15 protein-coding genes are annotated in these 14,340 nt (G+C 70.3%); 6 read left to right on the forward strand and 9 right to left on the reverse strand.

Annotated elements, in window-relative coordinates; genetic code table 11:
• Window positions 1-12: 12 nt before the first annotated feature.
• Entirely contained in the window at window positions 13-156 is a 144-nt protein-coding gene (locus AORI_RS83740; protein WP_158509148.1) for a hypothetical protein, read from the reverse strand.
• On the opposite strand from AORI_RS83740, the gene AORI_RS75335 reads away from it, so the two are divergent.
• Entirely contained in the window at window positions 155-631 is a 477-nt protein-coding gene (locus AORI_RS75335; protein WP_043848375.1) for a hypothetical protein, read from the forward strand. The genes AORI_RS83740 and AORI_RS75335 overlap by 2 nt on opposite strands.
• A gap of 4 nt (window positions 632-635) precedes the next feature.
• On the opposite strand, the gene AORI_RS75340 is transcribed toward AORI_RS75335, so the two are convergent.
• From AORI_RS75340 to AORI_RS75350, 3 genes are read right to left on the reverse strand one after another with little or no spacing between them, the layout of a single operon-like run.
• Entirely contained in the window at window positions 636-1,811 is a 1,176-nt protein-coding gene (locus AORI_RS75340; RefSeq protein WP_016337145.1) for a DUF6357 family protein, read from the reverse strand.
• Between the two features lie 28 nt (window positions 1,812-1,839).
• A complete protein-coding gene (locus AORI_RS75345) occupies window positions 1,840-2,307 on the reverse strand; it encodes a DUF6357 family protein (RefSeq protein ID WP_016337146.1) in 468 nt (155 codons plus the stop codon).
• Window positions 2,304-2,669 (reverse strand): hypothetical protein, encoded by a 366-nt coding sequence (locus AORI_RS75350; RefSeq protein WP_016337147.1) that lies wholly within the window; start codon window positions 2,667-2,669, stop codon window positions 2,304-2,306. The genes AORI_RS75345 and AORI_RS75350 overlap by 4 nt, the downstream gene beginning before the upstream one ends.
• Window positions 2,670-2,711: 42 nt before the next feature.
• On the opposite strand from AORI_RS75350, the gene AORI_RS75355 reads away from it, so the two are divergent.
• On the forward strand, window positions 2,712-3,080 hold the full coding sequence (locus AORI_RS75355) for a hypothetical protein (RefSeq protein WP_016337148.1): 369 nt from the start codon (window positions 2,712-2,714) through the stop codon (window positions 3,078-3,080).
• A gap of 1 nt (window position 3,081) precedes the next feature.
• Here AORI_RS75355 and AORI_RS75360 read toward each other — a convergent pair whose 3' ends face one another.
• Both AORI_RS75360 and ychF read right to left on the reverse strand, forming a co-directional pair.
• Window positions 3,082-3,399, reverse strand: a complete 318-nt coding sequence (locus tag AORI_RS75360; RefSeq protein ID WP_016337149.1) for a hypothetical protein — start codon at window positions 3,397-3,399, stop codon at window positions 3,082-3,084.
• Between the two features lie 2 nt (window positions 3,400-3,401).
• On the reverse strand, window positions 3,402-4,484 hold the full coding sequence (ychF, locus tag AORI_RS75365) for a redox-regulated ATPase YchF (protein ID WP_016337150.1): 1,083 nt from the start codon (window positions 4,482-4,484) through the stop codon (window positions 3,402-3,404).
• Between the two features lie 105 nt (window positions 4,485-4,589).
• Here ychF and AORI_RS75370 point away from each other — a divergent pair, with 105 nt between their 5' ends.
• Both AORI_RS75370 and AORI_RS75375 read left to right on the forward strand, forming a co-directional pair.
• Window positions 4,590-6,035: a DNA-3-methyladenine glycosylase 2 family protein gene (locus AORI_RS75370; RefSeq protein WP_016337151.1), complete on the forward strand. Its 1,446-nt coding sequence runs from the start codon at window positions 4,590-4,592 to the stop codon at window positions 6,033-6,035.
• A 10-nt stretch (window positions 6,036-6,045) separates the two neighbouring features.
• Complete coding sequence (locus AORI_RS75375; RefSeq protein WP_016337152.1) at window positions 6,046-6,546, forward strand: methylated-DNA--[protein]-cysteine S-methyltransferase; 501 nt, start codon at window positions 6,046-6,048, stop codon at window positions 6,544-6,546.
• 85 nt (window positions 6,547-6,631) lie between these two features.
• Here AORI_RS75375 and AORI_RS75380 read toward each other — a convergent pair whose 3' ends face one another.
• A complete protein-coding gene (locus tag AORI_RS75380) occupies window positions 6,632-9,583 on the reverse strand; it encodes an AAA family ATPase (protein WP_016337153.1) in 2,952 nt (983 codons plus the stop codon).
• The gene (locus tag AORI_RS75385; protein ID WP_016337154.1) at window positions 9,580-10,731 is read right to left on the reverse strand and encodes an exonuclease SbcCD subunit D; all 1,152 of its coding nucleotides are present in this window, start codon (window positions 10,729-10,731) and stop codon (window positions 9,580-9,582) included. Before AORI_RS75385 ends, AORI_RS75380 begins: the two co-directional genes overlap by 4 nt.
• A 179-nt stretch (window positions 10,732-10,910) precedes the next feature.
• Here AORI_RS75385 and rmuC point away from each other — a divergent pair, with 179 nt between their 5' ends.
• Both rmuC and AORI_RS75395 read left to right on the forward strand, forming a co-directional pair.
• A complete protein-coding gene (gene rmuC / locus AORI_RS75390) occupies window positions 10,911-11,825 on the forward strand; it encodes a DNA recombination protein RmuC (protein WP_016337155.1) in 915 nt (304 codons plus the stop codon).
• Window positions 11,826-12,219: 394 nt separating this feature from the next.
• Window positions 12,220-13,107 (forward strand): DUF6542 domain-containing protein, encoded by an 888-nt coding sequence (locus tag AORI_RS75395; protein ID WP_016337156.1) that lies wholly within the window; start codon window positions 12,220-12,222, stop codon window positions 13,105-13,107.
• Between the two features lie 90 nt (window positions 13,108-13,197).
• Here AORI_RS75395 and AORI_RS75400 read toward each other — a convergent pair whose 3' ends face one another.
• Entirely contained in the window at window positions 13,198-14,211 is a 1,014-nt protein-coding gene (locus tag AORI_RS75400) for a 4-hydroxy-3-methylbut-2-enyl diphosphate reductase (RefSeq protein WP_043848376.1), read from the reverse strand.
• Window positions 14,212-14,340: the final 129 nt, after the last annotated feature.

Raw genomic sequence — 14,340 nt, forward strand, 5'->3', positions numbered from 1 at the left:
GTGCTCGCTCCTTCAGCCGAAGTTCGGGCGCAGCTGTTCGCGCATCGTCCGGAAGTTCTTCGGCTTCACGGCCCAGCGGTCCTCGCCGGTGTCCTCGGACGTTCTCCTCGGATCCGGTTCCTGCGCGGCCGCGGGGATCCTACGATCCCCGACCATGAACGGTGTGCTGACCAGTGTGGTCGCGATCTCCGGGACCTTGGCCGGTTCCACCCTCACCTACCTCCTCGGTTTGCTGAACACCCGACGAACGGAGCGGACCGCTCGCGACGAACGGCTTCGACAGGAACGGATCGCCGCTTACGTGGCCTTCGCCGAAGCCATGACCGAACTGCGGCAAGGCGTGATCGCGAAGTGGTTCCTCAAGCAGCGCTCGGCACCGGACGACGAGCTGCGAGCCGCGCACACCGAATCGGACGAACGCGGGGCGACGGCCGATCACGCGCGGCTCAGGATCCAGATGCTCACCGACGATCCCGAGATCCTCCGACTCGTCGACGCCACCTTCGAACCGATCGAGGCCCTGCACCGAGCTCCGGATCTCGCCGCCGTGAAACAGCACGAAGAACAAAGCCAGGAAACCCTGTCCGTGTTCATCCGAACCGCCGGGCGGCAGGTCCGGGGCCTGCCCTGACGGATTACGACCAGCGCTCGAGTTCGGCGTCGATCCGGGGATCGGTGCGCACCCACACTTCGCCGTCGGGGGCTCCGGGCGGGGCATCGACGCGTTCGAGTCCGAGTGTCCGGACCAAGGCCAGGAGCTCGTCCCTGGCCTCGCCCGCGTCCTCGACCGTGTCGCCGTCGAACAGGACGTAGTGCACGTCCCAGCGGTCGTTGTACCCGGAGTCGGCCCAGATCTCGCAGAAGCGATCCACCGTCTCCTGATCGAACGGGGCGGGCTGTTCCTGAGTGCCCGCGGCGAACCCCTTCTCGATTTCCTCGGCGCTCCACCACGCCACTTCCTCCGCAACCGCGGCGGGAGTGAAGTCCTCCAGTGAGAGAAGGCCTTCCAGCAGCCAGCCGACCCCGGTGTCCTCGATGCCCGCCTGTGCCTCCTGCAGCCGGGACACCAGTCCTTCCGCCATGGCACAGGGTCCCGAGAAGGTGAAGACGCCGCTGGCGGCCACCAGGCCGCCGACCTCGAGCGTCGTTTCAGTCTCCGGCGCGTTCTTCACCATGGCGAGAAGGTCCGCCGGCACGCCCTCGTACAGGGCCGCCTGCGCCTGCGGGTCTTCGTAGAAGTTGAGCGCGCCGGTATGGTCGAACGTCGTCACCAGGCCGCGCCCGTCGGCGGTGAACCAGGCGTTGACCGTGTCACCGCCGCCGTTGCCGAAGCCGAAGTGCGTGACCCCGTCGACCGTCGTCGGCTCGTGCCCGTCGATGACGGTCAGGATCTCCAGACGGCGGCGCAGCTCGCGCGGATGAGTCCGTCGCAACACGGACCCGTCGAACTCGAAGCGGAGCCTCGCCCGGTTGAGGGCGGCGACGTCCGGCAACCACGGCCCGCCGCGGTCGAGAGCGGTCAAACCGCCGCGGACGAAGTTCGCCACCTGGCTCCGGTAGTCGCCGCCGTTGGTGACGAGCCGATACTCGACCCGCGAATCCTGTGCGCCCTTGATCCGGCAGATGGTGCCGGCGTCGAACATGAGGAGCAGCGCCTCTTCGTTCTGCTCGTCCTCGATGCAGAAGGACGCGTTGTCCTCGGCACGGTGCCGATCGACGAATTCGCGGAACGCGTCGGGAGCGGACCGGGCATCGCCCGGAACCCACTTCTCCTCGTTGTCCTTGTCGTCGCTGAAGGTCAGTGGCCTCATCGTCGTCCTTCCGAACACATCAGAAAACTCACCGGGCGCGCCCGCGGTCGGCGTCGTATCGCTGGACGAGCGACCAGTCGGACCGCTCGGTCGCGGAACCCAACGCGGCGAAGAGCCGTCCGCGCCCGAGCAGTTCGACGTCCGCGCCCTGGGCGACGAGCCGTCGTACGTCCCAGCGGATATCCCGGAAGAACGACTCCACTTCGGCGGGCGCCCCGAGGAGGATCGGGTCCAGCAAGGCGACCGCCGCGCGTTCGTCGAGCGGCCCCCGGATCCCGGCGGCCGCGCAGAGCGGCAGGATCGCGCTCCACAGCAGCAGATGCCGGACCAGATCGCCGCGGATCACCGCGAAATGGGCTTCCCAGATCGGGAGGGTGAACCTGCGGGGATCGTGGTTGGCGTCGGCTCCGGCGCCGAGTTCGAGCCTGAGCTCACCACCCTCGCGAATCACGCGGGGGATCCAGCCGTTCTCACGGGAGAAAAGGACCTCGGTCATGCTGCCCTGGCCCGGGCGACCTGGCCGAGAACGTCGACGATCTCTCGCGACACGACCTCCAGGTGACTGCGACCACCGATGATCGGCCGAGGGTAAGGCGGCTCCGGATCCGGCTCGCCCCGGGAACGGCGGACAGCCGCGCGGCACTCCTGGGAGTTGAGCCCTCGTCCGAGCTGGACCGTCAGGACGCACACGACGTCTCCCGCGGCGACCTCCACGGTGAACGACCGACGGCCTTTCGAGCCCCGCGAGATTTCGGCGTCGGCCGCGCGATATGCCCGCATGAATTCACTCGCGGGGAGGGCGGCGAAACCGCTGCGCGCCAGGGCACCGGCGAGCGGGGAGAGGGCGGGGCTCGTCATGCGGTTCATCCTCGGTCCGTGGCGGCGTGCTCGAATGGCCGCATGAAGAAGACGAAACGGGGGCCCTTGCGGTTCCTCGTGATCGCACGCACGGCGCCCGGCCGCCACCCGCACCCCATGGAGGTGGCCGTGCACCCCGCAGGGGCGGCTTCCCGCGTCTCGATCTCGATGGGCCCGCATGCGGTGAACGCGGGCGGGCAGGTCCCGCTCTCCGCGGTGCTCGACGAGTCGCGGACCGGGCTCGGTCCGTACTGGGCGGAGCAGTTCGACGAGGCGGATCTGCACTGGGTGGTGCCGTATCTGGTCCGTCTCCAGACCGGTGAGGACGTGACGGACGAGATCGTGGCGGCCTACACGGCGCGGCACGGCGAGGCACCCGCGAAGATGTTCCAGGACCGCTACGGCGTGTGATTCACCCGTCGGACTTCCAGGCGCGTGCGCGAAGAGCCTCGAAGTCGCCGTCGATGAACTCCTTGGCGATCGCGAGCGCCTCGCCGCGGTCGGCGTAGTCAAGGGTCCCGACGACTTCCCCGCCGCGTTCTGCCTGCTGGAAACTGACAGAGCGGCGGGTGAACTCGACGAACCAGTCGTCGCTGTCGTTGATGTCGACGACGACGTGCTCGGCATCGTCGTCGTTCAGCGCGTCGAGCAGGGCGCCGAAGGCCTCGACGGAGATGTCGTCCTCGATCTGCACGCCCCAGCGATCGATGAACGAGACGTCACGGGGCATGATCAGACGTTGAACCGGAACTCGACCACGTCGCCGTCCGCCATCACGTAGTCCTTGCCCTCCATGCGCACCTTGCCCGCGGACCGGGCGGCGGCCATCGAGCCGTTCTCGATCAGATCGTCGAACGAGACGACCTCGGCCTTGATGAAGCCGCGCTCGAAGTCGGTGTGGATGACGCCCGCGGCCTGCGGGGCGGTCGCGCCCTGCGGGATCGTCCAGGCGCGCGATTCCTTGGGGCCGGCGGTCAGGTACGTCTGCAGGCCGAGGGTGTGGAAGCCGGCGCGCGCGAGGGAGTAGAGGCCCGGCTCGTGCTGGCCGACGGACTCCAGCAGTTCGCGCACGGACTCTTCGTCGTCCAGTTCGAGCAGCTCGGCTTCGACCTTGGCGTCGAGGAACACCGCGTCGGCCGGGGCGACCAGCTTGGCCAGCTCCTCGCGGCGCGACTCGTCGGTGAGGATGCCTTCGTCGGCGTTGAAGACGTAGAGGAACGGCTTCGTGGTGAGCAGGCTCAGCTCGCGCAGCGCCTCGAAGTCGACCTCCTTCTGCGCCTGGAAGAGCGTGCGCCCGGCGTCGAGGATTTCCTTGGCCTTGACCGCGTTGTCGAGCGCGGGCTTGTTCTCCTTCTTGGTCCGCGCTTCCTTCTCCAGCCGCGGCAGCGCCTTCTCCAGGGTCTGCAGGTCGGCGAGGATCAGCTCGGTGTTGATCGTCTCGATGTCGCTGCCCGGGTCGATCCGGCCGTCGACGTGGATCACGTCCGGGTCGTCGAACACGCGGATGACCTGGCAGATCGCGTTGGCCTCGCGGATGTTCGCGAGGAACTTGTTCCCGAGCCCCGCCCCCTCGGAGGCGCCCTTCACGATGCCCGCGATATCCACAAAGGACACGACGGCGGGCACGGTCCGCTCGGACCCGAAGACCTCGGCGAGCTTGTCCAGCCGCGGGTCCGGCAGCGGGACGACGCCGACGTTGGGCTCGATCGTCGCGAACGGGTAGTTCGCCGCGAGCACGTCGTTGCGGGTCAGCGCGTTGAACAGGGTGGACTTGCCGACGTTGGGCAGGCCGACGATGCCGAGGGTGAGACTCACGGGCCAGAAGTCTACGTGCCGCCCGCCGCCCCATCCGCCGAGGCCTTGATCGCCGTGTCGGATTTCCGCCAGCCGCGCCTCCGACCTGGTGGCACGATCGATGTCATGACCGAGCAGACCCTGGCCGAACGGGCCGTGTGGCGGGACGCCGAACGGTGTTACCGCGCCGTCGCCGCCCGTGATTCCCGGTTCGACGGCCAGTTCATCATGGCCGTCTCCACCACCGGGATCTACTGCCGCCCGTCCTGCCCCGCGTCGACGCCGAAGCCGCAGAACGTCCGCTTCTACCCGACGTCGGCGGCCGCCCAGTCCCACGGCTTCCGCGCCTGCCGACGCTGCCTGCCCGACGCGGTCCCCGGCTCGCCCGACTGGGACATCCGGGCCGACCTCGCCGCACGGGCGATGCGGCTCATCTCGGACGGCACCGTCGAACGCGACGGCGTCCCAGGGCTCGCGCGGCGGCTCGGCTATTCCGAACGCCAGCTCGGGCGCGTCCTCACCGCGGAGCTCGGCGCCGGTCCGCTGGCGCTGGCCAGGGCGCACCGCGCGCATTCGGCGCGGCTGCTGATCGAGATGTCCGGGCTCCCGCTGACCGACGTCGCGTTCGCGGCCGGGTTCTCCAGCGTCCGCCAGTTCAACGAGACGATCCGAGAGGTCTTCGCGACGACGCCTTCGCAGCTTCGGGCGGCGGCCCTGCGTCGCCGTAAGGCCGAGGAGCTGCCGACCGGGACCCGGCTGAGCCTGCGGCTGCCGTTCCGGAAGCCGTTCGACGCGGCCGGGGTGCTGGACTTCCTGGCCGATCGGGCCGTCCCCGGCGTCGAGCACGTGACACGCGACGAGTCCGGCGTGACCGGCTACGGCCGCACGCTGCGGCTCGCGCACGGCTCCGGCGTGGTGTGGCTGACGGCGAAGGACGACCACGTCCGCTGCGACCTGCGGCTCACCGACCTGCGCGACCTGAGCAGCGCGGTGGCCAGGATGCGGCGCCTGCTCGACCTCGACGCCGACCCCGAGGCGGTCGCACGGGTGCTCGGCGCCGACCCGGCCCTCGCTCCGCTGGTCGAGGCGATCCCCGGCATCCGGGTGCCCGGCGCTGTCGACGGCGACGAGCTCGTCCTGCGTGCGATGCTCTCCCCCGCCGAGACGGCCGCGCTCGCCGAGAGCCTCGGCGAACGCGTGCCCAGCTGCGAAGAGTCACTCGAAGGGCTGACCACGCTGTTCCCGACGGCCGCCCAGATCGCCGAACACGGCCCGGAACGGGTGGCCGCGGTGGCCCGCGCGCTGGCGGACGAGGTTTCGGTTCACGTCGGCCGCGATCCCCTGGAGCTGCGGGCGGAACTGCTGGAGCTCCCGGGAATCGGGCCGGAGATCGCGGACTACGTCCTGATGCGCGTACTCGGCGCACCGGACGTCCTGCTGACCGGTGACCCGGTGCTGCGCCGTGGAGCGGCCGCGCTGGGCATCACCGACGACGAAAAGACGCTGGCCGAACGCGGACGGGCCTGGCAGCCCTGGTCCTCGTACGCCGGCATGTACCTTCTGCGCGCTTGAAAGGAAACCGATGAGCATCGCGTATTGGTCCACAATGGACACGAAGATCGGCCCGTTCACCGCCGTGGTGGCGGGTGACGGGGCCGTGCTCGCCTCGGGCTGGACCGGCGACGTCGCCGAACTGACGCCGCTGATCTCGCCGTCGCTCGCCCCCGGCGAGGTGAAGGAGCGACGGGACTTGGGGCCGGTGAGCACCGCGATCCGCCGGTACCACGACGGTGACCTGGACGCCGTCGCCGACATCGAGGTGCGGCAGCGGTCCGGCGCTTTCCGGGAGCACGCTTGGGAAATCCTGCGGAAGGTGCCCGCGGGTGAGCCGGTGAGCTACGCGGAGTACGCGGCGCTGGCGGGGAATCCTGCAGCGGTGCGGGCGGCCGCATCGGCGTGCGCGAAGAACGCGGCGGCGCTGTTCGTGCCGTGTCACCGGGTGGTGCGGACCGGCGGCGGCGTGGGGAACTTCCGGTGGGGCGTTCCGGCGAAGCAGTGGCTGCTGACCCACGAAGCGGCCTGACCCAGCCCGTCCCGAGTGTCATGAAAGGGTCGTTCAGGACAAAAGATGTCCTGAACGACCCTTTCATGACACTTCAAGGAGCGGGTCAGGCGGCGTGAATCTCCACCGAAGAGCCCGTACGCGCCTTCCGCACGCGTAGCCGCGTCGGGATCCGCTGCCGCAGTTCCTCCACATGCGACACCAGCCCGACCACTCGCCCACCCGCGCGAAGCTCGTCGAGGATGTTCATGACGATGTCGAGCGTCTCGGCGTCCAGCGTGCCGAAGCCCTCGTCGATGAACAGCGTGTCCAGCAGCGCTCCGCCGGTTTCGGCGGCGACGACGTCGGCGAGGCCCAGGGCCAGCGAGAGCGACGCGAGGAAGGACTCGCCGCCGGACAGCGTCTTCGCGGGCCGGATGGTGCCGGAGTAGTCGTCGAGCACGTCGAGCCCGAGGCCGCCGCGGGTGCCCCGCGCCCCGGCCGCGTCGGAGTGCACGAACGAGTAACGCCCCTGGCTCATCGTCCGCAGGCGCGCGGTCGCCGCGACCGCGACCTCCTCCAGCCGCGCGGCCAGCACATAAGAACGCAGCGACATCTTCCGCGCGTTCTGGCCGCGTCCGTTGACCACCTCGGCGAGCGCCTTCAGTTCGAGGTACCGCTCTTCGACCGGCGCCAGATCCGCCATCGACGACGTCATCCGCTCGGCCAGTTTCGTCAGGTCGGCGTGCCGTGACGTGGCCGCTCGCAGCGCCACGAGCGCCTGTTCGGCCTCGCCTCGCGTGTCCTGCGCCGCGTCCGCCGAAGCACCGACGTCGATCTCGTCCTCCGGCGAGATGCCGAACAGGTCGGGCTGCGCCAGTTCCTCGCGGGCGGCCCGCTCCATCACCTTCGCGTCGGCGAGGCTGGCCTCCAGTTTCGTGATCTGCTCTTCCGGCCGCGCGGCGGCGCGCATCTCGTCGAGATCGGCGAATCCCTTGGCCCGCAACGCTTCCTTGACCAGTTTCGCCTGCTCGTCACGCCGTTCTCGGGCGCCAGCGACGCTCAACCGCGCTTCGGCGAGCGCGTCGAGGCGGGCCGCGAAGCCGAGCAGATGACGTCGCCGGGCGGCGACGTCGGCGAACTCCCCGCGTGCGCTCTCCAACCGCCGCTCGCGTTCGGTCAGCCGTTCCGTCAGGCCGCGCACCTCGGTCGCGATCTCGACGGCACGACGCTCCGCCGCGCCGCGCTGTTCGGTGAGCTTCTCGATCTTCCGTTCCAGGGCAACGATCCGAGTGTCGAGATCAGGCCTTCGGCGAGCGGCTTCCGACAGCGTGGCGACCAGAGCGCGCGCCTCGCCGAGCCCGGTCCGCAGGGTCTCGGCGGTGTGCTCGCCCAACCGCTCGATCAGCACGGTCAGGCGGTTTTCGGCCTCCTGCAACGCGGCTTTCGCCTTCTCGCGCCGCGTATGCGCCTGCTGCTCCGCGACTTCGGCGCGGCGTTCGTCTTCGGGATCGACCAGGCCGCCGGTATGCGTCGCCGGCGACGGATGGTCCGTCGACCCGCAGACCGGGCAGTCCTCGCCCGCGTGGAGACCGGCCGCGAGTTCGGCCGCCATCCCTTCGAGACGCCGCTCCCGCAGATCCAGACGATGCTGCCGCGCCTGCTGATGACCGTCCACGGCCTCACTGACCGCCACACGCGCCCGCTCGACGATCTGTTTCACCCGAGGCATCTCGTCGGCGTCGCGGGCCAGCGCGGTCAACTCGTCGACACGGGCGCGAGCGCTGTCGAGCTTTGCTTCGGCCTCGGCGGCAGCGGCCGCTTCCGCACGCAACGCCGCGACCTTCTCCGGCGCGGCCCCCAGTTCGGCGGCGAACTCCCCGGCCTGCTTCTCCGCCTTGGCGGCGACCGCGGTCAACTGCTCGCGCCGAGCCAGATCCTGGTGCTGTTGCTCGCTTTCCGCCACGAGTTCGGCGAGCGCCCCCGCCTCTTCACGCAGACCGCCCGCCCGAGCGCGCAGCTCCGCGGCGGAACTGTCCGCGGCATCCGGAACCTCCTGAGAGCGGAGAGCCTCGGCGGCTTCGGCCTCCGCGAACTGGTCCAGCCTGCGGTCGAGGAGATCGGCCTCCGCGACCACCCCCGCCGCGCGATGGGCCGCCTCGACCTCTTCCGCCCACTCCGCCCGCTGGTCCGCCTGCTCGGCGATCACCGACAGCCGCGTGTACGCGGTGCGCACGCGGCGGATCCGCTCGGCGGTGGACCGGTTCTCCTGCCAAATCGCCTCGGCCTTCTTGGCCGCCGCACGAGCCTTCGTGTCGCGTTCCTGCGCCTCGCCGACACGGCGCGCCGACTCGGCGAGCACCTCGTCGACCCACTCGGCCTGCCCCTCCTCGGGTGCTTCCTGCCCCGCGACCTGGGCGAACCGCGCGACCCATTCCCGCAGCGACTGCTGCCGGGCCTGCAACTCGCGACCGCGTTCGGCACGCAGATTCGCGAACCAGTCCTCGACGTCGGAGAAGCGCTCGGTGCCGAACAAGCGCTCCAGAAGCTCTTCGCGCTCGGCGGTGTTCGCACGCAGGAAGCGCGCGAATTCGCCTTGCGGCAACAGGACCACCTGGAAGAACTGTTCGTGCGTCATGCCGATGAGCCGCTCGACCGTGCGCGCGACCTCGTCGATCCGCGTGATGCCCTCGGCCACATGGCCGGCGGGCACCGTGCCGACCCAGCTCAGCACCGCCTTCGCCTGCTGGACGGTCATCCCCTCGCCCCGGCGCTTGGGCCGCTGGTACTCGGGGTTGCGCGCGATCCGCATCCGCTGGCCCTGCACGGTCAGTTCGAGGACGACCTCGGTGACTTGATCCGGCTCGGCGAGGTCGCAGCGCAGCCGTTTGACCTCGCCGCGAGCGCCGGGGACGGTGCCGAACAAGGCGAACGCGATCGCGTCGAGCAGCGTCGTCTTCCCGGCGCCGGTGTCACCGTGCAGCAGGAACAGCCCGTCCGCCCCGAGGGCGTCGAAGTCCACCACCTCGCGGCCCGCGTACGGACCGAAAGCGGCGACTTCCAACCGGTGCAGTCTCATACTTCGCGCTCCCTGCCCGCCGCGCCCAGCGCCGCCAGCACCAGCCGTTCCTCGCTCTCCGACGGTGCGGAACCACGGCAGTCCTCCAGGAAACTGCGGGTGATCTCGACGTCGGACCGCCCGCGGACGGCTTCGGCGTACTTCAGCGCGGCCCCGTCGTGCCCGCCTTCCGGCTGCCAGTCCATGTGCACCGCGTACGGGAACCGCTCACGCAGTTTGCGCATCGCGTCGATCGGGCGGACCCGATCGGTGACCGTGAAAGAAAGGAAGTGTTCGGTGAGTCCGTCGTGCTCCGGGTCCGAAAGCAGCTCCGCCAGCTCGCCGCGCAGCATCGCGAGATGCCGCGGCACCGGCAGTTCGTGGCGGCGGACCTCGGCCAGCCCGTCGGCGCCGAGTTCCACCAGCCAGACCGATTTCCGTTGGCGTGTCTCGGAAAACGAGTACGCCAGCGGGCTGCCCGAATAGCGCAGGTGCTCGGCGAGGGTCTGCGGGCCGTGCAGGTGGCCGAGCGCGACGTAATCGACGCCGTCGAACACCGAACCCGGCACCTGCTCGACGCCGCCGACCGCGATGGTCCGCTCGGATTCGGTCGGCTCGCCGCCGGTGACGAAGGCGTGCGCGAGCACCACCGCCCGTGTCCCGGACGGCCGCCCGGCCAGATCCTCCCGGATCCGCCGCATCGCTTCGGTGAGGACGCCGGTGTGGCCGCGGGCCTCGGGCACGCCGAGGGCGTGCCGCGCGGGCTCCGGTTCCAGATACGGGATCCCGTAGAGGGCGACCTCGCCGTGTTCGTCGGGCAACAGCACCGGTTCGGCGAGCCCGTCGATCGTGGCGCGCAGGTGCAGCCCGCCCGCCGCGGCGAATTCGGCGAACGCGCCCAGTCGCGGCGCGGAATCGTGATTGCCCGGTGTCATCACCAGTTTCGCCCCGGCCTGGCGGATCCGGCCCAGCGCCGTGGTGGCCACGCGCACGGCCTCCGCCGAGGGCACCGCGCGGTCGTAGATGTCCCCGGACACGAGCACGACGTCGACCGACTCGGCGGCCACGAGCTCGGCGAGATGACTCAGCACGGCTTCCTGTTCGGCGAGCAGATCGGCGCCGTGGAAGGTGCGGCCGATATGCCAGTCGGAGGTGTGCAGGAGCTTCACGCAGCCCAAGGTAGGGCCGCGCACCGGCCGGACAGCGGAGGCGCGCCCTTGTCGGCACTGCGCTTTCCGACACGCCGGGGACGGCGCAGGTCAGATACGGAGCGCGATCGCGCCGCTCCGGTTTTGTCGGTGGGTTCCGCCATGATGTCCTCCGACTCGGATCCGGAGGGGAGGTACCGGTGGCGACGGTGATCACCACCGCGGCCGTCGTGCTCGCGTTGCTGCTGCTCGCGGCCGTCGCGCTGCTGTGGCGGCTGTACAACGACGGCATGCGGCGGGCGGACGCGGCGGCGAAACAGGTCGCGGCCGAGCGGGCGAAGGCGGATCAGCAGCAGCTCGCGCTGCGCCGGTACGAAGTCGCGTTCGCCTCGATCAGCGGCCGGGGCGAGCTGGGCGAGCAGGTACTCCTGGAGACCGCACGCGCGCTCGGGCTCCGCGAGGAGCTGCACTTCACGCTGCAGACGGATCTGGCGGGCGGCGGCGCCGCGAAACCGGACATGGTGCTGCGGGTCGGCGGCGGCCGGACGGTGCCCGTCGACGCGAAGGCGAGCATGGCCTGCTGGGCCGAGGCCGTCGAGACCGACGACCCCGAAGAACGGCTGGACGCGCTGCGCGTCCACGTCCGGCAGCTCCGGTCGCGGGCGGCCGAGCTCGCGGGCAAGGGTTACCAGCGCTGGGCCGACGCGATCTACGGGACGATCATGTTCGTCCCGTCCGACGCGGCCGTGGTGGCCGCGCTGGACACCGACCCGGAACTGCTGCGCTGGATGCTGGACCGGCGGGTCTTCCTCTGCGGGCCGACGGGATTCGCCGTACTGGCCTCCGCCGCGCTGTTCGCCGCGACCGAACGGGCACTGGTCGAGGACGTCGAGCAGGTGCGGGCGGGCGCCGCGGCCGCGCACCGGGCCGCGGGCAACGCGGTCGACGCGCTGAACCTGTCGAGCACCCATCTGCAGCGTTTCATCTCGGCGCGGCGGCGGGAGCTGGAGGCGCTCGAGAGCTTCCGGAGCACGGTCTCGCCGCTGACGGACGCCGCGGGCAGCCCGGCGCCGGTGCCGCTGATCAGGAAGGCGGACGAACTCCCTGCCTCGTGAGTGGCCAAGACGGTTCTCTTGTGTGTGTGGAAATAGGGACGTTCGACGTCCCTATTTCCACACACCCCTCACCCACGGTGACACTCGCGCGCCCACAAGCACGTCGAGTAGCCAGCTGAAGCAAGGCGCGGCGGCCCGGCATCGTGAGTGGTTAGGACGGTTAGAACCGTCCTAACCACTCACGAGCCGGATGCGCACCGGACCTCCCTACCTGCGACTTCCGGAATCGGAGGCTCCATTTCGCCGGACCCGACAACCTTGTCGCCCGCTTACTCGTAGTACCTCCGGTAAGCATCCGGACGCTCCGTCCGGGTGGTCCGGAATGACCACTACCAGGCGATAGACACACCGCCTGTTGGCGGTATGCCCGCAGCTTGGATATACGGTGGAGCCTGTGACCGCGATTCGCGATCGCCAGAGCGATCCTGATGCCGACGACGTCCCCGTTGCCTGGGACGAGCGTCCGCTCGTCGGCGCCAGGCGCGGGCTGCCCTGGTGGGCGGCCGTCCTGGTGGGCTTCGGGCTCGCCATCCTTGGCGCCTTCGTCGACATGATGATGCAGAAGGACCTGGGCCTGCTGTTCAAGGCCTGCTACGCGCTCGGCGCGGTGGCCGCGGTGGTGGCCGTCCAGCGTCGCGGGCTGTTCGGCCCGATGGTGCAGCCGCCCCTGGTCCTCGCCGTGACCGTCCCGGGGGTCATCCTCCTGACCTCGGACGGCAGCAAGGGCACGGACCTTCTTTCGAGAGCCTTCGACGTCGGCACGCCGCTGATCAACGGTTTCCCGACGATGGCCATCACCACCGGCGTCACCTTGGCGATCGGCATCTTCCGGATCTATCGCGAACGCGATCCCGAGGCCCCGGTGAAGGTCAAGCCGGGCACCAAACCGGAACGTCGCGACGAGGCCAAGCCCGCCGCCCGGCCCGCCGCGGCCGCCGCGCCGGGCCGTGGCCGTCCGGCCTCCCGGACCGGCCAGACCCCGCCCCCGCCTTCCCGCCGCGGTGCTCCCCGGGACGCCGCGCCGCGAGACGGTGCCCCGCCCCGTCGCCGTCCGGTCGACGACGAGCGCCGGCCCCGCCGCGACGCCGAACCCGGTGCCCGCAAACCGCCGCCCCCGGGACGTCAGCCCCGGCGGCCGCGTCCGGAAGACGGCGAACCGCGCCGCCGCGACCCCCGTGGCGAAAGCGCCCCCGGTGCCCCGCGCCGCCGCCCGCCGCGTGCCGACGACCCGCGCCGCGGAGGGCAGCCGCCCCGCCGCCGGCCGTGGGACGACGAGCGGTGAAGCAAGGGACCTTTGCTCCCACTTGAGCCGCTGACCAGCGAAAAGGGCCGCCCGAGGACTTCCTCGGACGGCCCTTTCTCTTAAGGAACGTCAGGCCTTCGCGGCCTTGCGCAGCTCGTGCGGAAGCGCGAAAGCGATCTTCTCGTTCGCCGTGGTGACCTCGTCGACGCTGTCCCAGCCGCGCTCGGCCAGCCACGCCAGCAGGTCCATCACCAGCACGTCCGGCACCGAAGCGCCGCTGGTGACACCGACGGTCTCGACACCTTCGAGCCAGGCTTCGTCGACCTCGTGCGCGAAGTCGACCAGGTGCGACGCGCGCGCCCCCGCCTTCAGCGCGACCTCGACCAGCCGCTTCGAGTTGGACGAGTTCGTCGAGCCGACCACCAGCACCAGGTCGCACTCGGCGGCCATGGCCTTGACCGCGACCTGGCGGTTCGTGGTGGCGTAGCAGATGTCGTCGCTGGGCGGGTCGGCCAAGCCGGGGAACTTGTCCCGCAGCTGATCCACGCGCTCCATGGTCTCGTCCACCGAAAGGGTGGTCTGCGAAAGCCAGATGACCTTCGACGGGTCGCGGACCTGGACCTTGTCGACGTCCTCGGCGGTGTCGACGAGCTGCACCTTGTCGGGAGCCTCGCCGGCGGTGCCTTCCACCTCTTCGTGGCCTTCGTGGCCGATCAGCAGGATGTCGTAGTCGTCCTTCGCGAACCGGTTGACTTCCTTGTGCACCTTCGTCACGAGCGGGCAGGTCGCGTCGATGGTCCGCAGGTTGCGCTCGGCCGCCTCGGCGTGCACCGCGGGCGAGACGCCGTGCGCGGAGAACACCACCAGTTCGCCCTCGGGCACCTCGGAGGTCTCGTCGACGAAGATCACCCCGCGTTCGCGCAGGGTCTCCACGACGTGCCGGTTGTGCACGATCTCCTTGCGCACGTAGACGGGTGCGCCGTAGAGCTCGAGTGCCTTTTCGACGGCGATGACCGCGCGGTCGACACCCGCGCAGTAGCCGCGAGGCTTGGCGAGCAGGACACGTTTGCCACCTGCCGGCACACCGGACTCGCTGATCGTCGGACTGCCGGCGGGCGTGATTCCGGGACTCGCAGAACTCATGCCCCCAGGGTACGGGCTGCCCCGGGGGCACCTCGCACTCACGTTCAGGTGACCAGGGAACCCCTCCAAAGTATGTGCGGGGAGTCACGTCCTGTGAGCCGACACACCCGTTCGGTTGGGCAGGATGGG

This window comes from Amycolatopsis keratiniphila (genome assembly GCF_000400635.2).
Classification (GTDB): domain Bacteria; phylum Actinomycetota; class Actinomycetes; order Mycobacteriales; family Pseudonocardiaceae; genus Amycolatopsis; species Amycolatopsis keratiniphila.

Excerpts from the sequence above, each read along its gene's own strand:
- AORI_RS75370 (WP_016337151.1), top strand. The coding sequence starts at position 4,590 with ATGACCGAGCAGACCCTGGCCGAACGGGCCGTGTGGCGGGACGCCGAA.
- AORI_RS75350 (WP_016337147.1), bottom strand. The coding sequence starts at position 2,669 with ATGACGAGCCCCGCCCTCTCCCCGCTCGCCGGTGCCCTGGCGCGCAGC.
- AORI_RS83740 (WP_158509148.1), bottom strand. The coding sequence starts at position 156 with ATGGTCGGGGATCGTAGGATCCCCGCGGCCGCGCAGGAACCGGATCCG.
- AORI_RS75355 (WP_016337148.1), top strand. The coding sequence starts at position 2,712 with ATGAAGAAGACGAAACGGGGGCCCTTGCGGTTCCTCGTGATCGCACGC.
- AORI_RS75345 (WP_016337146.1), bottom strand. The coding sequence starts at position 2,307 with ATGACCGAGGTCCTTTTCTCCCGTGAGAACGGCTGGATCCCCCGCGTG.
- AORI_RS75335 (WP_043848375.1), top strand. The coding sequence starts at position 155 with ATGAACGGTGTGCTGACCAGTGTGGTCGCGATCTCCGGGACCTTGGCC.
- AORI_RS75380 (WP_016337153.1), bottom strand. The coding sequence starts at position 9,583 with ATGAGACTGCACCGGTTGGAAGTCGCCGCTTTCGGTCCGTACGCGGGC.
- AORI_RS75400 (WP_043848376.1), bottom strand. The coding sequence starts at position 14,211 with ATGAGTTCTGCGAGTCCCGGAATCACGCCCGCCGGCAGTCCGACGATC.
- AORI_RS75360 (WP_016337149.1), bottom strand. The coding sequence starts at position 3,399 with ATGCCCCGTGACGTCTCGTTCATCGATCGCTGGGGCGTGCAGATCGAG.
- AORI_RS75375 (WP_016337152.1), top strand. The coding sequence starts at position 6,046 with ATGAGCATCGCGTATTGGTCCACAATGGACACGAAGATCGGCCCGTTC.
- AORI_RS75340 (WP_016337145.1), bottom strand. The coding sequence starts at position 1,811 with ATGAGGCCACTGACCTTCAGCGACGACAAGGACAACGAGGAGAAGTGG.